Source organism: Gordonia prachuapensis, assembly GCF_036350515.1.
In the GTDB taxonomy this organism is placed as follows: Bacteria; Actinomycetota; Actinomycetes; order Mycobacteriales; family Mycobacteriaceae; genus Gordonia; species Gordonia prachuapensis.
Genome location: NZ_JAZDUE010000018.1, coordinates 17516 through 38248, shown reverse-complemented (window position 1 = coordinate 38248; position 20733 = coordinate 17516). Strand labels below are relative to the sequence as shown.

The 20733-nt window shown below is 66.7% G+C and carries 22 protein-coding genes; 12 read left to right on the top strand and 10 right to left on the bottom strand.

Going from position 1 to position 20733, the window contains the following annotated elements; translation table 11 throughout:
• The first annotated feature begins 154 nt into the window (after positions 1-154).
• The 7 genes from V1Y59_RS19510 to V1Y59_RS19480 all read left to right on the top strand — a co-directional run bounded on the left by V1Y59_RS19510 (position 155) and on the right by V1Y59_RS19480 (position 6769).
• Positions 155-517 (top strand): ArsR/SmtB family transcription factor, encoded by a 363-nt coding sequence (locus tag V1Y59_RS19510; protein ID WP_330506709.1) that lies wholly within the window; start codon positions 155-157, stop codon positions 515-517.
• The gene (locus V1Y59_RS19505) at positions 501-1040 is read left to right on the top strand and encodes an SRPBCC family protein (protein ID WP_330506708.1); all 540 of its coding nucleotides are present in this window, start codon (positions 501-503) and stop codon (positions 1038-1040) included. Before V1Y59_RS19510 ends, V1Y59_RS19505 begins: the two co-directional genes overlap by 17 nt.
• A gap of 12 nt (positions 1041-1052) precedes the next feature.
• Positions 1053-1712: a dihydrofolate reductase family protein gene (locus V1Y59_RS19500; RefSeq protein WP_330506707.1), complete on the top strand. Its 660-nt coding sequence runs from the start codon at positions 1053-1055 to the stop codon at positions 1710-1712.
• Positions 1713-1772: 60 nt separating this feature from the next.
• Positions 1773-2927: an NAD(P)/FAD-dependent oxidoreductase gene (locus tag V1Y59_RS19495; protein ID WP_330506706.1), complete on the top strand. Its 1155-nt coding sequence runs from the start codon at positions 1773-1775 to the stop codon at positions 2925-2927.
• 66 nt (positions 2928-2993) lie between these two features.
• Positions 2994-3929 (top strand): NADP-dependent oxidoreductase, encoded by a 936-nt coding sequence (locus tag V1Y59_RS19490; protein ID WP_330506705.1) that lies wholly within the window; start codon positions 2994-2996, stop codon positions 3927-3929.
• Between the two features lie 102 nt (positions 3930-4031).
• A complete protein-coding gene (locus V1Y59_RS19485) occupies positions 4032-6221 on the top strand; it encodes an MMPL family transporter (RefSeq protein WP_330506704.1) in 2190 nt (729 codons plus the stop codon).
• Entirely contained in the window at positions 6218-6769 is a 552-nt protein-coding gene (locus V1Y59_RS19480) for a hypothetical protein (RefSeq protein WP_330506703.1), read from the top strand. The genes V1Y59_RS19485 and V1Y59_RS19480 overlap by 4 nt, the downstream gene beginning before the upstream one ends.
• 70 nt (positions 6770-6839) lie before the next feature.
• Here V1Y59_RS19480 and V1Y59_RS19475 read toward each other — a convergent pair whose 3' ends face one another.
• From V1Y59_RS19475 to V1Y59_RS19445, 7 genes are all read right to left on the bottom strand, one after another.
• Positions 6840-7550, bottom strand: a complete 711-nt coding sequence (locus tag V1Y59_RS19475; protein WP_330506702.1) for an SRPBCC family protein — start codon at positions 7548-7550, stop codon at positions 6840-6842.
• Between the two features lie 2 nt (positions 7551-7552).
• Positions 7553-8410 (bottom strand): FAD binding domain-containing protein, encoded by an 858-nt coding sequence (locus V1Y59_RS19470; protein ID WP_330506701.1) that lies wholly within the window; start codon positions 8408-8410, stop codon positions 7553-7555.
• Complete coding sequence (locus V1Y59_RS19465) at positions 8407-10812, bottom strand: xanthine dehydrogenase family protein molybdopterin-binding subunit (RefSeq protein WP_330506700.1); 2406 nt, start codon at positions 10810-10812, stop codon at positions 8407-8409. The genes V1Y59_RS19470 and V1Y59_RS19465 overlap by 4 nt, the downstream gene beginning before the upstream one ends.
• A complete protein-coding gene (locus tag V1Y59_RS19460) occupies positions 10809-11357 on the bottom strand; it encodes a (2Fe-2S)-binding protein (RefSeq protein WP_330506699.1) in 549 nt (182 codons plus the stop codon). Before V1Y59_RS19460 ends, V1Y59_RS19465 begins: the two co-directional genes overlap by 4 nt.
• A gap of 116 nt (positions 11358-11473) precedes the next feature.
• Positions 11474-12568: a vWA domain-containing protein gene (locus V1Y59_RS19455; RefSeq protein WP_330506698.1), complete on the bottom strand. Its 1095-nt coding sequence runs from the start codon at positions 12566-12568 to the stop codon at positions 11474-11476.
• On the bottom strand, positions 12565-13452 hold the full coding sequence (locus V1Y59_RS19450; RefSeq protein ID WP_330506697.1) for an AAA family ATPase: 888 nt from the start codon (positions 13450-13452) through the stop codon (positions 12565-12567). The genes V1Y59_RS19455 and V1Y59_RS19450 overlap by 4 nt, the downstream gene beginning before the upstream one ends.
• A 118-nt stretch (positions 13453-13570) precedes the next feature.
• Positions 13571-13792, bottom strand: a complete 222-nt coding sequence (locus V1Y59_RS19445) for a DUF1918 domain-containing protein (protein WP_330506696.1) — start codon at positions 13790-13792, stop codon at positions 13571-13573.
• Between the two features lie 383 nt (positions 13793-14175).
• Between V1Y59_RS19445 and V1Y59_RS19440 the strand changes: the two genes are divergently transcribed.
• Positions 14176-14511 carry a hypothetical protein gene (locus V1Y59_RS19440; protein ID WP_330506695.1) on the top strand — a complete coding sequence of 112 codons (336 nt, stop codon included), beginning with the start codon at positions 14176-14178 and terminating at the stop codon, positions 14509-14511.
• Positions 14512-14583: 72 nt separating this feature from the next.
• On the opposite strand, the gene V1Y59_RS19435 is transcribed toward V1Y59_RS19440, so the two are convergent.
• The gene (locus V1Y59_RS19435; RefSeq protein ID WP_330506694.1) at positions 14584-15537 is read right to left on the bottom strand and encodes an SDR family oxidoreductase; all 954 of its coding nucleotides are present in this window, start codon (positions 15535-15537) and stop codon (positions 14584-14586) included.
• 352 nt (positions 15538-15889) lie between these two features.
• Between V1Y59_RS19435 and V1Y59_RS19430 the strand changes: the two genes are divergently transcribed.
• The 3 genes from V1Y59_RS19430 to V1Y59_RS19420 all read left to right on the top strand — a co-directional run bounded on the left by V1Y59_RS19430 (position 15890) and on the right by V1Y59_RS19420 (position 18218).
• On the top strand, positions 15890-16873 hold the full coding sequence (locus V1Y59_RS19430; protein WP_330506693.1) for an NAD(P)H-dependent flavin oxidoreductase: 984 nt from the start codon (positions 15890-15892) through the stop codon (positions 16871-16873).
• 48 nt (positions 16874-16921) lie between these two features.
• The gene (locus tag V1Y59_RS19425) at positions 16922-17650 is read left to right on the top strand and encodes a DUF6319 family protein (RefSeq protein WP_330506692.1); all 729 of its coding nucleotides are present in this window, start codon (positions 16922-16924) and stop codon (positions 17648-17650) included.
• 67 nt (positions 17651-17717) lie between these two features.
• The gene (locus V1Y59_RS19420) at positions 17718-18218 is read left to right on the top strand and encodes a hypothetical protein (protein ID WP_330506691.1); all 501 of its coding nucleotides are present in this window, start codon (positions 17718-17720) and stop codon (positions 18216-18218) included.
• A gap of 8 nt (positions 18219-18226) precedes the next feature.
• On the opposite strand, the gene V1Y59_RS19415 is transcribed toward V1Y59_RS19420, so the two are convergent.
• Positions 18227-18718: an SRPBCC family protein gene (locus V1Y59_RS19415; RefSeq protein WP_330506690.1), complete on the bottom strand. Its 492-nt coding sequence runs from the start codon at positions 18716-18718 to the stop codon at positions 18227-18229.
• A 172-nt stretch (positions 18719-18890) separates the two neighbouring features.
• On the opposite strand from V1Y59_RS19415, the gene V1Y59_RS19410 reads away from it, so the two are divergent.
• A complete protein-coding gene (locus V1Y59_RS19410; RefSeq protein WP_330506688.1) occupies positions 18891-19142 on the top strand; it encodes a hypothetical protein in 252 nt (83 codons plus the stop codon).
• A 100-nt stretch (positions 19143-19242) separates the two neighbouring features.
• Here the strand turns inward: V1Y59_RS19410 and V1Y59_RS19405 are convergent, their stop codons facing one another.
• Positions 19243-20640, bottom strand: coding sequence for a DUF1254 domain-containing protein (locus tag V1Y59_RS19405; protein ID WP_330506687.1), 1398 nt, complete (start codon positions 20638-20640; stop codon positions 19243-19245).
• Positions 20641-20733: the final 93 nt, after the last annotated feature.

The window sequence follows — 20733 nt, the reverse complement described above, 5'->3', positions numbered from 1 at the left end:
AGACCCCCAGACCCCTCACGTCTCATGTTACTCCCGGGTAGGTTTTGGCGCCAAAGCAGTGTGGACAATCTCACCTGACGCTCAAGTCCCTTCCGCCGAATTCGGAGGCGGCGCCACGCATTGACACATTCCCATATAGGAATATGATCGGGGTATGGCACGAGCGGCGACCACATCAGACGCCTTCAACGCAATCGCCGAGCCACAGCGGCGCGAGATTCTGGTATTGCTGCGGAGCGGTGAACTGGCGGTGAGCGAACTCGCCCACGACCTCGGAATGAGTCAACCGCAGGCGTCCAAGCACCTGCGCGTACTCCGAGAGGTCGGACTCGTTCAGGTTCGCGGTTCGGGCAAACAGCGGCTGTACGACCTCGACGCGGGTGGCTTGAGGCCGGTGCACGAGTGGCTGGGCGGCTTCGAACAGTTCTGGACCGAGAGCTTCGACCGTCTCGACGACTATGTGCAGGTCCTGAAACAGACCAGGGGAGAGGGGCTATCGAATGACGACGACCGGTAGTGGCGGCGACGATGTCAGCAAGTGCACCAACGGTGCGACTGCGGACCGCGAGATCGTGATATCGCGGACCATCGCTGCGCCGAGGGAGCTGGTGTTCGAGGCGTTCACCGAGGTCCGACACCTGGCACGCTGGTGGGGTCCCAATGGGTTCTCCACCACCACAAGGTCATTCGATTTCCGTCCCGGTGGCGTCTGGGACTTCGTCATGCACGGCCCGGACGGTACCGACCACCAGGAGTGGATCACCTGGCGCGAGATCGTCCCACCCGAGCGGATCACCATGCTGCACGGATCATCTCGCGACGATCCCGACGCCTTCGAGTCGTATCTGTCCTTCGCCGCGGTGGGCGAAGGGACCCGAGTTGTCATGCGAACAGTGTTCCCCACCAAAGAACTCCGCGACACCGCGGCCGAGAAGTACCACGCGGTCGAGGGGGGCGAGCAGACCCTGGGCAATCTCGCGTCCTACGTCGTCGAACTCGTCCGCGACGAGGATCGACCCGATTCACCGACCACACGATGACCAGGAGCACACATGTCACTCATCCGCGTTCACAACTTCTCTGTCTCGCTTGACGGCTTCGGTGTCGGGGAGGGACAGACGTGCGACGCTCCGTTCGGCCATGCCGGAGCACGCCTCGTCCAATGGGCCCTACCGACGCGAACCTTCGAGCAGATGGGCATGCACGGCGAGCAACCGGGCACCGTCGGCATCGACGAGGCATTCGCCGGCCGATGGGGCTCGGATATCGGGGTAGAGATCATGGGACGCAACAAGTTCGCGCCGAAGGCCAGCCCTTGGCCCGACGAGTCCTGGCGAGGCTGGTGGGGCGAGAACCCGCCCTTCCACACCCCGGTCGTCGTCCTGACCCATCATCCACGTCCACCCTTGGAGATGCAGGGCGGCACCACGTTCCACTTCGTGGATGCGAAACCGGCGGATGCACTCGCTCAAGCGCGACATCTGGCCGGCGACCGAGACGTGCGCATCGGTGGCGGTACCACCACGATCCGCGAGTTCCTCACCGAAGACCTGATCGATGAGATGCACATCGTCATGGTCCCGATCCTCCTCGGCCGAGGAGAGCGGTTATGGGAGGGCTTGGAAGGACTCGAGCAGCGCTTCCGCATCGAATCGGTGACGTCGCCGAGCGGTGTCATCCATCTGACCTTCGAGCGGCGGAGCGAGGCGTAGCCCACCTCCGGGTTCGGCCAGAGGAGATAGTTCTGGACCGAAATCGGGTATGCCCCGTGCATGAGCGAACCGGGATTGATCGTGATCGGCAGCGGCGCCGCGGGCATCGGTGCTGCTGAGGCATATCGCGAACACCGAAACGACGTGCCGGTTCGGATACTCACCGCCGACGTCGATGCGCCCTACATGCGACCACCCCTGAGCAAGGAGTTTCTACGCGGCGAGAGCGACGACGTCGGCGTGCACACCCCAGAGTGGCTCGCCGAACGGAAGCTGGAACTGTCGACCGGAACCAGGGTCGACGGGATCGACGTCCGCGACCGGGTCGTCACGGCGGCGGGCCGCCGCTTTGCCTACTCGGAGCTCATCGTGGCGTGTGGTTCGCATCCGCGGACGCTGCCGGTCCCCGGCGGGGACCGTGCGCTGTCCCTGCGGTCGTTGCGCGACGCCGAGGAGTTGCGTCGCGTGGCGGAGCAGTCCGATTCGGCGGTCGTCGTCGGCGCAGGTTTCATCGGCTGTGAGGCTGCGGCTTCACTGGCGATGAGGGGTGTTTCGGTGACATTGGTGGCACCAGGGCAGGTCCCGCAGCAGAAACGCTTCGGCGTCGAGGTAGGCGAGAGGCTGAGGTCGATGGTGGAGGATGCCGGGGCACGATTCGTCGGGGGCGTACGAGTGCAGGAGATCACCGCCGAGGGCGTTGTGCTCGACAACGGCGTGACCGTGGACACCGACCTCGTCGTCGCGGCCACCGGAGTGACCCCCGACAGTGCGCTCGCCGGACCCGCCGGGCTGTCGGTGGAACAGGCACGAATCGTCGTCGACGCCGACATGAGGACCGCGCAGCCCGGGGTATTCGCGGCCGGCGACGTGGCGTTGGCCGCGAATGTTGCCGCGGGTCGATCGATCGCGGTCGAGCATTGGCAAGATGCCGCCGACCAGGGCGCGGTGGCGGGACGACGAGCGGCCGGAATCGAGGCGGCGTGGGCACAGGTGCCCGGGTTCTGGTCGACCATCGGCACAGCCACCGTCAAGTACCACGCATGGGGCGACGGATATGACCGGTGTCGCCTGATCGACCATCGCGACGGATTCACCGCGTGGTACGAGTCCGATGGCGTCGCGGTCGGGGTGTTGACGCACAACGCCGACGACGATTACGAACTGGGCGAAGAGTTGATTCGAGTCGGTGAGTCCGCTCCGGTCGCGATGTCGTGACATGCGATACAGGTCTCCGGACACTGCAGGCGGAATCCCCACGGACGTGTCGTGGTTGGTGCGGATATGCGAGCAATCACCTACGACCGCTTCGGCGGCCCCGAAGTCCTGCAGCTCACCGAACTCCCCACCCCGAAGGTCGGGCCCGACTCCGTCCTCGTGCGGGTGCGCGCGTCGAGTGTCAACCCGGTCGACTGGAAGGTTCGTGAGGGCTACCTCGACCAGGTCATGGACACTGTGTTTCCCGCCGTTCCCGGCTGGGACGTGGCCGGCGTCGTCGAACAGGTCGGCCTGGACACGCCAGAATTCCATGTCGGCGACGAGGTGTTCGGCTACGTACGCAAGGACCTCGTGGGCGGCGCAGTCGCGGGTGGCACGTTCGCGGAACTCGTTGCCGCTCCGGTGCGCACGTTGGCACATAAGCCGGCCGCCTGGTCATTAGAGGAGGCGGCGGCCGTACCGCTCGCCGGACTGACCGCCTACCAAACCATTCACCGCGCCGGTGTGCGGCCCGACAACACCGTGCTGGTCCATGCCGCCGCAGGTGGCGTCGGATCATTCGCGGTCCAGATCGCCCGGGCCGTGGGCGCACGCGTTGTCGGGACCGCGTCCGAACAGAACCATGAGTACCTCCGAGGGCTCGGTGCAGAGCCGGTGACCTACGGCGACGGACTCGCCGATCGCGTGCGCGCTCTCGCGCCCGAGGGTGTCGACGTCGTCCTCGACTATGTCGGCGGCGAGTCACTCGACTCCGTGCCCGATGTCCTCCGCGAGGGCGGCAGCGTCGCGTCGATCACGGACGCGCGAGCGCGCGACGAGTTCGGCGGGCACTACGTCTGGGTACGTCCCGACGTCGCAGATCTCACCGAGCTCGCGCGGCTCGGCGACGCCGGCGACCTGAAGCCCGAGATCGCCGAGGTCTTCGACCTCGCGGACGCCGCAACCGCTCACGAACGCAGCCAGTCGGGGCATGTACGCGGCAAGATCGTCGTACGCATGTGACGAATCGGGCAGGCAGGCCGTCCACTGAATGACCGACCCCAGGCGCGAATTGGGGGATAACCCCGATTCCTTCTGCGGGTCGGGTGCGCAACGATCGATTGCATGTTCACTTCGGTCGCTCGATGGACGGTCCGCAATCGCTGGCCCGTTGTTGGCACGTGGGTGGTCGCGCTGGTCGGCTGCATAATTCTTGCCGGAATGTTCGGCGGCGACTCGATCACGAACTTCGCCGACGACGACCGCACCGAGTCCGGACGAGCGCTCGCGACGCTGAATGCCGCGGACGGCGGATCGGCTGCGGACGAGGCCAGGGTCGTCGTCGCCACGGCGCCGTCCGTGCCTGGCGGAGTGCGCAATCCGGTCGTCCGCGCGGAGGTGGAGGCGCTACGCGAGCGCATCACGGCCATCGATCCGGACACCGGCATGGTCGACCTGTACACGCGGGGAATCTCTCCCGACACCGCGATCTCATCGGATGGCACGGTCGGTTACACCACCCTCACGGTTCCGGCGGAATCCGACAGTGAACGATCGCGACTCGTCGCCGAGATCAAGGCCACGACAGAAGAGTTCGACGCCCCCGACACCCGGGTGAACTTCGCCGGCGACTGGTTCGCCGACGAGGCGCCCGCAGGTCTGGGCGAGGCGGTTGGCCTCGGTCTGGCGATGATCATCCTGCTGATCGCGTTCGGCACGCTGGTGGCGGCCGGACTACCGCTGCTCACCGCACTGTTCGGGGTCGGGGTCGGTGCATCGATTCTGATGCTGCTCCAGAACGTCGTCGACACACCGAATTTCGCGGTCTCGTTGACCGTGATGCTCGGCATCGGCGTGGGTATCGACTATGCACTGCTCATCCTCACCCGATTCCGCGCTGCGCTGGCGGACGGCGCCGACGTCCCCGACGCCGTCGTGGCGTCGATGGACACCGCGGGCCGCGCCGTTGCTTTCGCCGGGGCGACGGTGACGATCGCGATCGCAGGTCTGCTGACCCAGGGCGGGGTGATCGGGCCGACGATGACCTTGGCCGGGTGTGCCGGGGTGCTCGCCGTGATGCTCGCCGCCATCACTTTGCTGCCGGCTCTGCTCGCGATCATCGGCACACGAGTGAACAGGCTCGCGATCCCCGGGCTGAGGACACGGCCGGGCGCGGACGGAGCAGTCGCGCAACGCTGGAGCCGCGTTGTTCAGCGGCACCCGTGGGGCGGGGTGCTGGTGGCTCTGGCCATCCTGATCGTGCTGTCGATTCCCGTGCTCGATCTGCGCCTCGGATTCGGCGATGCCGGCAACCGGTCGGCCGAGGACACCACCCGAATCGCTTACGACGACCTGGCCCGGGGATTCGGTGACGGCGCCAACGGCCCGCTGTTCCTGGTCACCGAACTGCCGGAGGGCGCGGGCGTCGCGCAACTCGAAGACCTCGCGGATCGTCTCGACGCGACGAGCGGTGTCGCGGAGGTCAGTCCACCCATCCCATTGGGAAGCGTTGACGGAAACCCGGTCGCGATGCTCAGCGTGACACCGACGACCGGGCCCCAGGAACTCGCGACGCTCGACCTGGTGCACCATATTCGCGACACCATCGTCCCGCAGTCCGACCTGCCGGTGGAGCTCACCGGGGTTGCGGTGGGCAGCAACGATTTCGCCGAACTCACCCTCGACCGGCTGCCGTTGATGATCGCCGTGGTGCTCATCTGCTCGTTCCTGCTGTTGGCCTTGGCATTCAGGTCGCTCGTCATCCCCACCAAGGCGATTGTGATGAACCTGCTGTCCCTGGGTGCCGCGTTCGGTGTGATCGTCGCGGTCTTCCAGTGGGGGTGGGGTATGGAGTTCGTCGGGGTCGGCAAGGTCGGACCGACCGAAGCGTGGGTGCCCATCGTGCTCTTCGCGGTCGCCTTCGGTCTCGCGATGGACTACGAGGTGTTCTTGGTCTCCCGGATACGTGAGCGCTTCCTCGCCACAGGTGATCCGACGACGTCGGTCACCGAAGGTCTCGCGAAGACGGCTCGCGTGATCACCGCCGCGGCCGCGATCATGGTGTGTGTGTTCGCGAGCTTCGTCTTCTTCGACGACCGCGGACTCAAGGCGATGGGTTTGGGGCTGGCCACCGCCGTGTTCATCGATGCCACGATCGTCCGGATGCTTCTGGTCCCGGCGACGATGGAGATCCTCGGGCGCTACAACTGGTACTGGCCGAAGTGGCTCGAGTGGGTTCCGTCGCTGGACAGCACACACCGGAGCGACTCCGATGCCGAGACGTCGCCGGAACCGACGGTGAGCACGAGCAGATGAGTCCCGGCTCCGGGATGTCGGCGAACGATGTCCCGATTCTGGAGCATCCGCTGATCGATGACGTGCTGGCGCGTCACCGCGACGCACTCGGCCCAGACGAACGTACCTACCGGAATCACGTGTACCGGTGCGCCAACTATCAGCGCACGCTGCTGGACGACGATCTGCCGGACTCCGCGGTTCTGGCATGGGCGGTGCACGATCTCGGGATCTGGACCGCCCGAACGTTTGATTATCTCGGCCCGTCCGCCGCGTTGGGCGATGAGCTAGCGGCCGAGTTCGCCATCGGGGAGCCAGAACTCGCGCGGACGATGGTCTGCGACCACCACGGTCTACGCGCGCGAACGGACCCGGTGGTGGAGACCTTCCGGCTGGCCGACCGCGTGGACGTGAGCCACGGACTGCTACGCAGCGGTCTCGACGCCGACTTCGTCGCCCGCGTCGTCGAGAGGTTTCCGTATCACGGTTTCCACGCCTTCCTCGTCCGCGCAGGCCTGCGCCACGCCCTGACGCACCCCACCCGACCGCTGCCGATGTTCCGGTGGTGAGCGCGCCGGGGCGGGCGGGACACACACCGATGGCGGAAACCGTTGCGCCTGAGTAGAACCCGTTGACCGATCAGTGACGCAGTCGACGCACCAGAACGAACACGATCGCACCCACCACGACCGCGCCCACGATCGGTGCAACCCGCTTGAGGACCGACCCTCCGGCGTAGGCCATCAGATCGAGCGCTTCGGCCTCGTCCTGCGGTTGTGCGACAGCACCACCTCGTGCGCCCTGGGTCTCCGCTGACGTCGCGGGCACCGTGGATGTCGCGGAGCTCCCGGCCGTGGCCGCTTCGCCGGCCGCTGGGACGGTTTCCTCGGCGTCGGCAGCAGGCTCCGATTCGGCGAGTTTCTTCGACAGACACGTCGCGAACTGATCGATGATCTTGCCGCCCACGTCGGAGAGCATGCCCCGACCGAACTGGGCCGGCTTACCGGTGATCGCCAGATCGGTGAGCACGGTGGCGGTGGTCGTGTCGCCCTCGTCCTTCAGCGACATCGACACCGTGGCCTTGGCCGTCCCCTGACCGCGGGACTCCTTCGCGTTGCCCTCGATCACCGCGCGGTGTGCGCCTTCGTCCTTCTCGATGAAGGTGCCGACGCCCTTGTACACGAGGGCGACCGGGCCGATCTTCACCTTGATCTGCCCGGTGAACTTGTCGCCGTCGACGTCGGTCAGCGAGGCTCCGGGCATGCAGCCGGCCACCCGCTCCGGGTCGATGAGCGCCTTCCAGACACTGTCGATCGGCGCATCGACGGTGAAATTGTGTTCGAGTTGCATGGTCAGACACCTGCCGCAGCGACGACGGCCCGGCGGGTCAGCACCTTGGCCAGATGGGTTCGGTATTCCGCGTCGGCGTTCGGATCGGTCATCGGATCGGCGCCCTCCGCGGCGTGTTCGGCTGCGGCACGGATCACCTCGAGGTCCGCTGACTGCCCGACGAGTGCCTGCTCCACGGCGCGGGCGCGCACCGGAACCGCCGACATGTTGGTGAGGCCGACGGCGGCCTCGCGGATCACCCCGCTGTCGTCGACGTCGACCGTCGCTGCGACAGCGACCATCGACCAACTCTGCGCCACCCGATGGAACTTCTCGTAGTGGGCCGCCCATCCGGTGTGTTTGGGGATGCGCACGGAGGCGAGGATCTCGTCGGGTTCGAGTGCGGTGGTGAAGAAGTCGGTGAAGAAGTCCTCGGCGCCGATGTCGCGGCGGCCATTTGGACCCACCACGGTGAGCGTCGCGTTCAGCGCGACGGCCACCGCACCCAGGTCGCCGGCCGGGTCGGCATGGGCGAGCGAACCGCCGAACGTACCGCGATGCCGGATCTGGGGGTCGGCCACGGTCTGCGTGGCGTCGGTCAGTAGTGCGGCATGTCGACCGACGAGCTGATCGGCGATGACATCGTGGTGGGTGGTCATCGCCCCGACGACGATGGCCTCGCCGTCCTCACGCACCCCGCGTAGCTCGGCGATCCGGCCGAGATCGACGAGGGTACTCGGCGAGTTCAACCGCAACCGCAGCACCGGCATCAGGCTCTGCCCGCCGGCGATCACTTTGGCGTCCTCGCCGGCGTCGGCGAGTGCTGCCACCGCGTCGTCGAGAGAGGTCGGCGCGACGTAGTCGAATCCGGAGGGGATCATCGGACACCTTCCTGTGTGGAGGAGGTCTGGCCGGCCTGGATGGCTTTCCAGACCCGCATCGGACTGCATGGCATCTCTACGTCGCGCACGCCCATGTGACGCACCGCGTCGAGGACGGAGTTGACCACGGCCGGGGTGGACGCGATCGTTCCCGCCTCACCGACGCCTTTGACGCCGAGCGCGTTTCCGGTGGCGGGGGTCTCGGTGCGATCGGTCGTGAAGTGCGGCAGGTCCGGTGCGCCGGGGACGAGGTACTCGGCGAACGAACCGGTGAGCAGAGTGCCGGACTCGTCGTAGATGGCGTCCTCGTAGAGCGCCTGGGCGATGCCCTGAGCCAGGCCGCCGTGGACCTGGCCTTCGACGATCAGAGGGTTGACCACCGTGCCGATGTCATCGACGCACACGTACTTGCGCACGGTCACGAATCCGGTCTCGGTGTCCACCTCGACCGCGCACAGATGCGTGCCGTGCGGGAACGAGAAGTTGTCGGGGTCGTAGGTCGCCTCGGAATCGAGATTGGGTTCGGCCCCGTCGGGCAGGTTGTGCGCCGCGAACACCGCGAGCGCCACATCGGCGATACCCACCGATGCCTCGGTGCCCTTCACGGTGAACTGGCCGTCGCTGAACTCCAGATCGTCCTCGGACGCCTCCATCAGGTGCGCGGCGAGCGGTCGTGCCTTGTCGATCACCCGGTCGGCTGCCTTCACGATCGCCATACCGCCGACCGACAGTGATCGCGAGCCGTAGGTGTCGAGGCCGCGTGGGGAGGTCTGCGTGTCGCCGTGCAGCACCTCCACGTCCTCGAATGGCACACCGAGCCGATCGGCGACGATCTGGCTGAACGCCGTCTCGTGACCCTGGCCGTGTGCCGAGCTGCCGGTGACCACCTCAACTTTTCCGGTCGGGAGCATGCGGACCGAGGCGTGCTCCCATCCGCCTGCACCGTAGGACAACGAGCCCAGCACTCGGGACGGCGCGAGCCCGCACATCTCGGTGAAGGTGGACACCCCGATCCCGAGTTGCACCGTGTCACCACGTTCGCGGCGTTCGGCCTGCTCACGGCGCAGCCCGTCGTAGTCGAACAGTTCCTTGGCCTTGGCGGTCGCCGCCTCGTAGTTGCCGGAGTCGTAGGTCAGTCCGGCCACCGTGTCGAACGGGAACTCCTCGTGCGCGATCCAGTTCTTCGCACGCACCTCGAGTGGATCCATGTCGAGCTCGGTGGCGAGCTCGTCCATGATCCGCTCGATCGCGAAGGTGGCCTCGGGGCGGCCCGCTCCGCGATAGGCGTCGGTGGGTGCCTTGTTGGTGAACACGTTGGTGCAGGTGAAATGGTAGGCGGGGAACTTGTAGATGCCGTTGAACATGAACGCGCCGAGGATCGGGATTCCCGACGTCACCAGGCGCAGGTAGGCGCCCATGTCGGCGAGCAGTTCCACCTTCAGGCCGGTGACCGTGCCATCGCGGCGCGCGGCCAGGGTGAGCTTCTGGATCTGGTCGCGGCCGTGGTGCGCTGCTTGCATCGACTCACTGCGCGATTCGGTGTACTTCACCGGCTTTCCCAGGCGGCGGGCGGCGAGAAGCGCGAGTACCTCTTCGGGACAGACCTGGAGCTTGCCGCCGAAGCCACCCCCGACGTCGGGGGCGATCACTCGGAGCTTGTGCTCCGGGATTCCGAGTGTCATCGCGAGCATGAGTTTGAGAATGTGCGGGACCTGGGTGGCCGACCACATGGTGATCTGCGTGCCGGTCGGGTCGACGACGACCGAGCGGGGTTCCATGAACGCCGGGATCAGGCGTTGCTGCCGGAAAGTACGTTCGACGACGACCTCGGCGTTGCGGATCTCATCCTCGACGTCGGTGCCGGTACCCGCTTCCGCGGAGTCGAACGTCCACACCGCGGACACGTTGGTGCCCAGGTCCGGATGCACGAGGTCCGAACCATCCGAGGCCGCGTCGGCGAGGTCGAGCACCACCGGGAGGTCCTCGTAGTCGACATCGATCGCCTCGGTGGCATCCTGCGCCTCGGCGGCGGTGCGGGCGATCACCATCGCGACCGCGTCGCCGGCGAACCGGACGGTGTCCACCGCGAGTGACGGCGCCTGCGGTGCCTTCATGTCCTCGGTGATCTGCCAGGCGTTCGGCAGACTGCCCTGCTCCTCTGCCAGGTCGGCGCCGGTGTAGACGGCGACGACACCCGGCATCGCCTGCGCGGTCTCGACGTCGATGCCGGCGATCCGTGCATGCGCCATCGGGCTACGCAGCAGCCCCATGTGCAGCATGCCGGGCAGCACGAGGTTGTCCGTCCATTTGGTGCGCCCGGTGATGAGGTGATCGTCTTCCTTGCGGATCCGGGCTTTGCCTACCTCGTGTTCCGCAGCACTCGGTTCGACGGTCGCGGTCATCGTGCGCCTCCCGTCTCCTGCATCGTCTGCGAACTGTCTGTTCGGGTCTGTGATCCGGTGCGTTCCAGCCGCGGTGATTCATCGGCCTGCAGCCGCTGTGCCGCATCCAACGCCGCGCGAACGATGTTCTGATATCCCGTGCAGCGGCACAGATTGCCTTCCAGACCCTCCCGCACCGCATGCTCGTCCGGACTGGGGTTCTGCGCGAGAAGGTCGATCGTCGACATGATCATTCCCGGGGTGCAGTACCCGCACTGGAGTCCGTGATTGTCACGGAATGCCTCCTGGACGGGATGCAGCTCACCGTCGCGGGCGAGACCTTCGACGGTGGTGATGTCGGCGCCATCGGCCTGTACGGCCAGCACCGAGCACGACTTGACGCTGTGGCCGTTCATCATCACCGTGCACGCGCCACAATTGCTTGTGTCGCAGCCGATCACGGTGCCGACCTTGCCGAGCTGGTTGCGTAGGTGATGGACGAGCAAGGTGCGTGGTTCCACCTCGTCCTCGTAGGTCGTCCCGTCGACGGTGATTGTGACGCGCATGTGGCCTCCGATGCGTTCGACCAGTGTGGGCTGAGTGCCGGGTGAGGTCCTCCCGAATCACTGTGCGCCTCTCGTACACATCGCACACCCGAAATCGCGGATCTCGCACGCGCGCTTCAGGCGTCGCGTACGGCGGCGAGCAGCTCCTCGAGGGTGGCCACCGAGTGGCCGGCGAGCAGACCGTCGAGGTGGGGCAGTGCCGCGACGATGCCGCCCTGCACCGGCTCGTAGCCCGGCGCGCCCACGTGCGGGTTGACCCAGAACACCGCCCGGGCCAGGCGCTGCAGCTGCGCCATCTGCTGCGCCAGCAGGGCGGGGTCGCCACGCTCCCACCCGTCGGAGAAGACCACCACCACGGCACCCCGGGCCACCCCGCGCCGACCCCACCGGTCCAGGAACGCCTGCATCGTCTCGCCGAGTCTGGTCCCGCCTGCCCAGTCCGGAACGGCACGCCCGGCGGCGGCGAGCGCCTGTTCGGCATCGGCGGCCCGTAGCGCCCGCGACAGCCGGGTCAACCGGGTGCCGAGCGAGAACACCTCGGTTCCGGCCGGGTTGGCCCGGGTGACCACGTGCGCGAATCGCAGCAGCGCGTCGGCGTAGGGGCTCATCGAACCGGAGACATCCAGCAACAGCACCACACGACGCGGCCGGGTTGTCGGTCGGTGTCGGCTCGGTTTCACCGGTTCGCCGCCGGCAGCGAGCATGGCGCGAACCGTGCGACCCGGATCCACCGAACCGCGCCGGGCCGGAGCGCGGCGCAGCGCGGCACGTTGCGGCAGCTGCGGTGTCAGCGTCGCCATGAGTTCGGCGAGGTGGGCACGTTCGGCAGCGGACAACGTCGCGATGTCTCGGTGCCGCAGCACCTCGGTGTCGTCGGCGGCGACCGCCAGATGTGGTCCCGCCCCGGTGGCTGTCTGGTCGGCGGTGGTGCGTAGCGCGGCGATCCGGGTGTGCGCCGGTTTCGTAGGTCGTCGGGTGCGGCGCGGCATCCGATCGCCGAACCAGGCGTCGAAGGCGAGGTCGAAGCGTGCCTGGTCGTCCGGGTCGCGGCACAGTGTGGCCAGTCCCGCCCAATACACCTGGTCGACGTCGGCGATGTCGATCTCGCGGAGCGCGCGGACAAACGCCTCCACGGAGTCGGTCGCCACCGGCAGCCCCGCGTGTGTCAGAGTCCGCGCGAATCCTGCGACTCCGGCAAGTTCGCCACTCATGCCAGCAGCCGGCCGATGCCGGCGCGCACGACGCGGTCGTGGTCTTCGCGGTACTTCAGCACAGCGCCGAGCGTGGCCGCGGCGATCTCGGCGTCGAGCACATCGCGATCGAGTTCGCGCAGGGCGATGGCCCAGTCGAGGGTTTCGGCGACGCCAGGCGGCTTGAGCAACTCCAGTTTTCGTAGTTCCTGTACCGCATGCGCGACCTGCGTGGCGAGGTCGTCACCGATGCCGGGCACGCGCCGTTGCAGGATGGCGATCTCGCGGGCGAGGCCGGGGTGTTCGAGCCAGTGGTACAGGCATCGACGTTTGAGTGCGTCATGCACCTCACGGGTGCGGTTGGACGTGAGTACGGCCAGCGGTGGGGTATCCGCGCGGATGTGGCCCAGTTCCGGGATCGTGACCGCGTTCTCGTCCAACAGCTGCAGGAGGAAAGCCTCGAATTCGTCGTCGGCGCGGTCGATCTCGTCTATGAGGAGCACGCAAGGCGTTTCGGTGAGGGCCTGCAGCAGTGGTCGCGCGAGCAGGAAGCGTTCGGTGTAGAGGGAGGATTCGGCTTCGTCGGCGTCGAGTCGGCCGTCGCTGGCAGCTTCGAGAGTGCGCAAGTGCAGCAGTTGCCGAGGAAAGTCCCAGTCGTAGAGCGCCTGCGAGGCATCGATGCCCTCGTGACATTGCAGCCGGATCAGCGGCAGTTCCAACGCCTGCGACAGTCCGACCGCGAGCGACGTCTTGCCGGTGCCGGGTTCGCCCTCGCAGAACAGCGGCCGTCCCATGCGAAGGGCGAGGAACGCAGCCATCGCCAGGCCGCCGTCGGCGAGGTAGCCGGTGGATTCGAGGGCCGCCGCCAGGTCGCCGGGGGAATGGGGGACCGGTGGTTGGGTCATCTCGCGAGCCTATGGTCAGTGTCGGATGACTGCCCCCGGAATCAGCGAGGCCTGTTCGATATGGGTCACCCGGCGTACCTACTGTGCCCGTTTCCGTCCGACTACCTCGTCCGTGCGGCTACGTCGTCTCCCGGGTCGAATGGTCGGCGACCTCGTCGGCGCTACGCACGATCGAGTCGGCGCCTGGGTAGACCAGGGCGGTGTCGCCGGACTCCGACCAGCGGACGAGGTACGGCGGTGACCCGTCGGCGGATCGCACCTCGAGGATCTCGCCGAGATCCGGTTTCCGGCCGACGACCGACTGCTCGACCTCCAGCCAATCTCCGGGTTGTGCATGCATTGTTCCTCCTTGTGCGACGACGTTGTCGCGATCGAGGAGCGGCTGGCCTCCCACGGTATGCCCCGGCATTGTCGGACCGCCGCAGATGGTCCGTGGTTGCGGCCACTTCCATGGACCATCGTGCTCGCCTGATTCCAGCGAAGCAAGGGACCTGTCAGCGCCCCGGCGGACGATTGTCGCCCCCGGAAGCCGTCGGGTTCTCCGACGTGGCGATCACCGTGGGCTGCGGTGATGCATACCCGATGTTTCCCGTTGTGAGTTATCGGGATTGGGCCTGGAGGACGGGGTGAGTCGGCGATTGGCGGGCCACCGGCCGGTAATGCGGGCGGGCGCGGAGACGATAGACCTGACGACGCCACCACCTCGGGCAAAGGGGATCGGGTATGAGAATCGGCGTAAAGATCGCTTCCGGTATGTGCGCGCTCGGGATGATGGTGGGTGCGGCAACAGTCACAGCAGGTCAGGCCGCGGCGGTGCCACCGGGATGTTCGATCTACGACTACCGACATGGCGTGTCCGCGTCGTGCCCACCCGGCAAGCGGTACGTCGTGGAGATCGACTGCTTCGGCATCGGTCGCAGTACCGGGGAGGCAGCGGGAGTGCGGATCCTTTATCGACGAGCCAGCGCGCCGGCCGATCGGACCGGATTCGCAACGGTGGATTGCGGCCAGGGCAGCTACATCGGAATCGGTCTCGTGACGAACTCGTGGATTCGCTGACCAGCTCAGGTCTGCTCGTCCGAACCTGGCCGGGGAACCGTCGACAGACGCGATTCCGTGCCACCCGATACGTCATCCGGTTTCCTCGTGGGCACCCTCGGCTGCGCTCGGCAGGTGACCGCTCGCCATGTTGCGTGCACTGGTCGAGCGTTGCAGCCCGGCGACCTCCGCGTCGACACGGCCGAGGTGTCGCGCGGAGATATCGCCGTACTTCCTGTCCATGATGCGCGATGCGAGGACCGGTTTCAGCCACGCCGCCACCGCAATCCACCGCGGAACGTAGATCCGTCGGCTCCGTCGCACCATCCCGTTGACCATTGCCGCCGCGCAGTCCTCGACGGGAATGATCGCACGCATCGATGCGGGGAGCTCCTCGAGCGCGTCGAAGAATGACGGCAGGTCGGCGGCGACGTCCTGCACGAGCGGAGTATCGATGACCAGCATGTGCGCCACACCCACGGCGACACAACGGTGCCCGATCTCGGCGCGTAGCGACGTGGCCATGTGATCGATCGCCGCCTTGGTCGCGTTGTACGGCGATTGGCCCATCAGCGGAATGAACGCCGCCGCAGACGAGACCATGAGGATGTAGCCTCTTCGCTCGATCACCGACGGCAACGCTGCTCGGAAGGTGTGGAAGACACCTGTCACGTTGACGTCGACGACTCGAGCGAACACCGCCGGATCCACCTGCTGCAGCGAGCCGTACGACGCAATGCCGGCATTCGCCAGAACCAGGTCGATTCCACCGAACCGCGCGACTCCTTCGTCGACCGCGCGTTGCACCGCGTCGAAGTCGGTGACGTCGACCGGTTGAGCCACGGCGCGATCCTGGCCGATGGTGTCGGCGAGTTCATGCAGCGGTGTCTCGTCGATGTCCAGCAGGATCAGATCCACGCCCTGCCGCGCGAGTTCCAACGCTGTTGCGCGTCCGATGCCTCGTGCCGCGCCGGTGATGAGCGCGACCTTGCCCGTCAACGACATCCGTTTGGTAGACGGTGAACGCGCAATGTGCGGTACAGGCATGATCTGACTCCTTGCGCAGGACCGTCGGATCGTGCCAGTATGCGCTCCACTGCATCGGCGGTGTATGCAGATTCCGGAAAGTCACCGAGGCGTGGTGACGAGCCGCAGCGCATCGGGGGTGGACGAATCGGCATCGCGGCAGGTAGACATTGCGCATGACGACGACCACCAGTGTGTCCGTCGAACTCCGGGAGCGCACTGCCGACGATGCCCAAGCGGGTGGCGTCCGTGCACTGCGACCCAACCGGCACGATCTGCGCGAATTCAACTGCTGCGGAACAAGAATCAGCTACACCGGGGCTGGATGGTGTGGCGTCAACGCACGATCATCGAACAGAGGAGCACCTCCGCAATGATCTCCACCCAGTTCACCGAGACGTTCGGCGTTCGCCACCCCATCGTGCAGGGAGGTATGCAGTGGGTAGGCCGAGCCGAACTGGTCGCGGCGGTCGCCAACGCCGGTGCGCTCGGTTTCATCACCGCCCTGACCCAGCCCACACCGGAGGATCTCGAGCGCGAGATCGGCCGGTGCCGCGATCTCACCGATCAGCCTTTCGGCGTGAATCTCACGATCCTTCCGTCCATCTCGCCGCCACCGTACGACGAGTATCGACAGGTGATCGTGAAATCGGGAGTGAAGATCGTGGAAACTGCCGGGTCCAATCCCGGTCCGCACCTTCCGATGTTCCACGATGCCGGCATCAAGGTCCTGCACAAATGCACAACGGTGCGTCATGCGGTGAAAGCGCAGGAACTCGGTGTGGACGGGATCAGCATCGACGGATTCGAATGCGCGGGGCACCCCGGTGAGGACGACATCCCCGGACTCGTTCTCATCCCGGCCGCCGCACGCAAGGTCTCGATCCCGATGATCGCCTCCGGCGGATTCGCCGACGCGCGCGGACTCGTCGCTGCGCTCGCACTCGGCGCCGATGGCATCAACATGGGCACCCGATTCATGTGTACCGCCGAGTCGCCTATTCACCAGCGGATCAAGGAAGAGATCGTCGCCGCGGACGAGCGGCAGACCGAGCTGATATTTCGTCCGCTGCGCAACACCGCGCGGGTGGCGAGCAACACCGTCAGCCGGGAGGTGGTCGAGATCCTCGACCGGGGTGGACAATTCGAGGACGTGCGCGAGCTGGTTGCCGGCGCACGCGGCCGCAAGGTGTTCGAACTCGGCGATCCGGAGGCCGGCATCTGGAGCGCCGGGACATGCCAGGGCCTCATCCACGACATCCCGACCGTCGGCGAGTTGATAGAACGCATGACCGTCGAGGCCGAACACCTGATCACAGACCGGCTCGGCGGCATGCTCGACCGCGTCTCCGTCTGATACCGATGCCCGACCGCCAGGGCGGCACCATGTGACTCATTCGCACATATGTGCGACCATGGTGAGGTGAGTGCACGCAGAAGGACCGGTTTGTCTGCTGATGACCTGAGTGTATTGTCTGCAGGACTTGCCGCGGGCAAGCGCGTGACCGTTTACCTTCGGGATCCGATCCCGGCGCTCGAATTGGAGGCCGGGACGTCGGCGCGAGTTGTGTCCATCGATGGATCGACCGTGACCGTGAGTCCGAAAGGTGTCGACGATCAATTGCCCTTCGAGGCCGACGAACTCCACAAGACCCGGCCGGCCGCGCGTTCGGCCGCACCTGCCCCTCGACGGTCGGCCCCGGCGCCGGAGCCGTCTGGGCGCGTGAGGACTTCGGACGGCGCTGCGGCACAGTCGGCCTCGAGGCCGGTCACATCCGAGGCGCCCGCGCAGACGACCGGTGCGAAGCCCCGGCCTGCTTCTCCGAAAACGTATCGGCGGACGAAGACATCGGCCGCCGCGGTCAGCGTGACGGTGACCGCGGCAGGGGAGGGCACGTGGACGGTGTCGGTTCTGCACGGCAGCAGAAAGCAGGGCAAAGCAACGGAAGTCTCCTCCGATCGTGTGGCGCGCGCGATGCACGCACTTGGCGACGAGGCCGCGGTTGCGGCCGTCGAGGGCGTGATCGAGTCGGCGCGAACGGCAGCTCAGAAGCGCGTCGACGAGCTCAGCCACGAGCTGGAGGCGGCCCGCGCGGCACTCGCGCAGCTCGACGGTCCGGCGCCGGATCGCTGACCACAGAGCAGTACGTCGCGGACGATCATCGTTTCGCCCTCATCGCTGTGGAGACAGGAGACGTGTTGTGACGGACTACCGAGCACCGGCCGAATGGCCCAGCAAGGTGCGCGAGATCGCCGAGGCGACGGATCTGGGCATACGGGCGGCTCGCGCAGCGGACCTCGAGGGATTCACCGACGCCGTCGAACAGTTGCACGACCACCCCGGGGCGCGCGAGGTGCATGCGCACATGGTGCGCGAACTACTCGAGACCACCTATCAGGACGGGTTGAGCGGCGACGATGTCTCCGAGGTCCTGACCCGCACCATCGGCGGGTCCGCCGACTGGCAGGCGCCGGTCGACCCGTCCGCCGTGGTGGTGGTGCTCACCGGCGCTCTGGGCGTTGCGGAGCACGCCGACGACGCCGACCGTGCACCGACGACGCACACCCCACCCGCCGAGCTCGCCGGCGCCGCGATCCTGGTCGTGACCGACCTGGCGAAGGGCATCGCGGCCGATCACCGGCCGTATCTGGATCGTGCGGTGGCGGAGATCCGTCGCGCACAGACCGTCGAGATGCCCTGAGGCGCAGGTCAGCGCTTCTCTTCGCGGACGTCGCGGCCCTGCTCGACGAATGCCTTGAAATCATCCATGGGCTGCTGCGACTGCTTGCGGAACGTGCCGGGCATCAGACGTGCGACGAGCCGCATCAACACGCTGTCGAATCGGTACTCGCTCTCACTCTCCCAGAGGGTGGTCCCCGGTTCGGCCTCGGCCAGCCGGTCACGCACTGCGCTCCACATCCCGTTGCCGACGATCTCGCGGTCGAAGTGGACCACGGTGCCTTTCGGGATCTCGGACAGGTCTGCGGGTTCCCGGCGCGTGATGGTCTCGATGCCTTCGAACTCCTGCTTGCCCGCCTTCATCACCACTCGCGACTCGGTACCGACCTGCCAGTCGACGCCATTCAGCGGCTCGTGGAGCACCAGCCCGCGCAACCATTTCGGTCGGTTGCTCGGGTCGGCGAGCGACTGGACCACCGTCTCCAGTGGGAGATCGATTTGGATCGACACGGTGTACTTCATCGCGCTCGGCTCCGCTCTTCCCTGCGAGGTGTGGTGCAACTGTCGTGGTTCTTCTCCCTCATACCGTAGGCGCGGCCGCGTGCTCAGCTGGAGACCGGACGGAATGTCACCTCGACGGCGACCGCGTCGCCGATGACGACGCCATCGGAACCGACTCGCGCGAGTCCTGGGCATGACCAATCAGGGTGCAGGACAGCACATATCGACCTTGACCGAACGCGGATACGTCGCAGTGTCCGACGACGCGGGCGATCGACGCACCCGCAGACTTGGGCTCACACGTCAGGGGTCCTCGATGCTCGCCCGAGGCCACAGGAGGCTCGCGGAGATCGAGAACGAGTGGTCCGGACTGGTCGGCACCGACGACTACGCCGCGTTTCGGCGGGTCCTCGTCGCGGTGGCCGGGGACGCGCAGACACACTGAGAGGGAAATGGTTCCGGTGTCTACGACAGGCCCGAGGGTCGGTGCCACGAAACCCGACAGATCAGATGCGGACTACCGCCGGCACCGTCGCGGCCCAGGGTCAGAACCTCTGGATTCCGGGCGGGTTCCACGTGTGGTCGAGCACCGATGCGCGCGGAGCGTAGGTGCGCAGGTAGACCCGGAACGGACCGTCGGGGATGGGCAGCCAGTTGACCGACGGATCGGTGGGTCGACTGCGGCTGAAGACGATGTCGATGCTTCCGTCGGGCCGCCTGATGAGGTCTGGGCGGCTGTTGCTCACGCTGTGTCGATTTTCGGTGTTCGGCACGAGGTAGCCGTCGCCGTCGTAGGCGGTGATCGACCAGAACGCGTCGACCGGTGGCTCTTGCCCCGCCGCAAAATGGAGCCGATAGGACGACAGGCGACCGTCCAGGGGAAGAAGATCCGCGCTGGAGAATGCCGGGTTGTAAGCCGCTTCCTCAGGAGTGTTGGCTCCGAGACCGATTTCCGCCACACCGGCCCGAGTGAGGTAGTCGGTGCCGTAGTCACCGGTGTTGTCCGGGGCTGTACCCCAGCCGCGGTGGCTCAGCGCGCTGGTCTGCTGCTTGGTGCGCGCAATCTCTGGCAACGCGGCAGATGCGGCGCGGACCGCCTGGTCCACCGCGGCTTCCGCCGCCGGTGACAGCCCGGCACGGCTCACCCGCAGCCCTGGCCCCACGCCTATCCGTGCAAGTTCCTTGACCTGCGCGGCATCGCGCTTCGGCGGCGGGTTGTTCCCCATCGCGGTGCTGAGCGCATCCAGCCAAGCGATACCGTCTGGCTGATCGATCGGCGTGACGGACTCGAAATCACACGTGGTCGACCGTGGGCCGCCTCCCGGCGGGGTGAGGCTGTACTGCGTCATCTTCTCGAGTGCGGCGCGCTGGTCGGCCTCGTCGCCGGCCAGTGTGCGGCCGATCAGCCAGATCCGCGCGTGGTCGACGGTGATGGTGGTCGCACCGGGCAAGTCGCCGGGATTGCCGGACCAGCTGATGGCGTAGCGTCCTGCTGCCGATCCGGTGGTGCGTGAGCCGATGTAGGCGGCCACGTTGGTGTACGGATCCATCAACTGGAACGAGAAGTACCGGTCACCCATATCCGGATGTGACAGCACCACGGGCCCCTTGCTCAGATCGATGTTCGCCATCGAGTACAGGGTGTCCACATTCGGCGCGACCACGATGTGCGCCTCCGGCTTCATGAAGTGATCACTGGAAGCCAGCATGTTGATCGTCGAATCGCCGCGGTGGCCGGAACATGGCGTGTTCGCAGATTCTGCCCGGACCCGCTCGAACTCCATCAGCGGGAATCCGTAGGTGAACGCGTCGGCAGCGATACGTGCCGCTTGCGCCGCGTTGGGCGCGCCACCGGGGACCGCCGGCGCCTGTCCGGCGCCGACTGCCGCGAGGGCGCCGGCGACGATCAGAGACAGGGCAACAAAGGCGCGGCGGAGAGTCACGGCGAGATTTAAGCACGCATACATTCCCAAAGGCAACCGTCACTGTTTCGGACTCCGGCTCGTGGCACAATGCATGCCAGGTGAAAGGGGATG

Coding starts and splice junctions, on each gene's coding strand:
- V1Y59_RS19510 (WP_330506709.1), top strand. CDS start 155: ATGGCACGAGCGGCGACCACATCAGACGCCTTCAACGCAATCGCCGAG.
- V1Y59_RS19505 (WP_330506708.1), top strand. CDS start 501: ATGACGACGACCGGTAGTGGCGGCGACGATGTCAGCAAGTGCACCAAC.
- V1Y59_RS19500 (WP_330506707.1), top strand. CDS start 1,053: ATGTCACTCATCCGCGTTCACAACTTCTCTGTCTCGCTTGACGGCTTC.
- V1Y59_RS19495 (WP_330506706.1), top strand. CDS start 1,773: ATGAGCGAACCGGGATTGATCGTGATCGGCAGCGGCGCCGCGGGCATC.
- V1Y59_RS19490 (WP_330506705.1), top strand. CDS start 2,994: ATGCGAGCAATCACCTACGACCGCTTCGGCGGCCCCGAAGTCCTGCAG.
- V1Y59_RS19485 (WP_330506704.1), top strand. CDS start 4,032: ATGTTCACTTCGGTCGCTCGATGGACGGTCCGCAATCGCTGGCCCGTT.
- V1Y59_RS19480 (WP_330506703.1), top strand. CDS start 6,218: ATGAGTCCCGGCTCCGGGATGTCGGCGAACGATGTCCCGATTCTGGAG.
- V1Y59_RS19475 (WP_330506702.1), bottom strand. CDS start 7,550: ATGCAACTCGAACACAATTTCACCGTCGATGCGCCGATCGACAGTGTC.
- V1Y59_RS19470 (WP_330506701.1), bottom strand. CDS start 8,410: ATGATCCCCTCCGGATTCGACTACGTCGCGCCGACCTCTCTCGACGAC.
- V1Y59_RS19465 (WP_330506700.1), bottom strand. CDS start 10,812: ATGACCGCGACCGTCGAACCGAGTGCTGCGGAACACGAGGTAGGCAAA.
- V1Y59_RS19460 (WP_330506699.1), bottom strand. CDS start 11,357: ATGCGCGTCACAATCACCGTCGACGGGACGACCTACGAGGACGAGGTG.
- V1Y59_RS19455 (WP_330506698.1), bottom strand. CDS start 12,568: ATGAGTGGCGAACTTGCCGGAGTCGCAGGATTCGCGCGGACTCTGACA.
- V1Y59_RS19450 (WP_330506697.1), bottom strand. CDS start 13,452: ATGACCCAACCACCGGTCCCCCATTCCCCCGGCGACCTGGCGGCGGCC.
- V1Y59_RS19445 (WP_330506696.1), bottom strand. CDS start 13,792: ATGCATGCACAACCCGGAGATTGGCTGGAGGTCGAGCAGTCGGTCGTC.
- V1Y59_RS19440 (WP_330506695.1), top strand. CDS start 14,176: ATGAGAATCGGCGTAAAGATCGCTTCCGGTATGTGCGCGCTCGGGATG.
- V1Y59_RS19435 (WP_330506694.1), bottom strand. CDS start 15,537: ATGCCTGTACCGCACATTGCGCGTTCACCGTCTACCAAACGGATGTCG.
- V1Y59_RS19430 (WP_330506693.1), top strand. CDS start 15,890: ATGATCTCCACCCAGTTCACCGAGACGTTCGGCGTTCGCCACCCCATC.
- V1Y59_RS19425 (WP_330506692.1), top strand. CDS start 16,922: ATGTGCGACCATGGTGAGGTGAGTGCACGCAGAAGGACCGGTTTGTCT.
- V1Y59_RS19415 (WP_330506690.1), bottom strand. CDS start 18,718: ATGAAGTACACCGTGTCGATCCAAATCGATCTCCCACTGGAGACGGTG.
- V1Y59_RS19410 (WP_330506688.1), top strand. CDS start 18,891: ATGACCAATCAGGGTGCAGGACAGCACATATCGACCTTGACCGAACGC.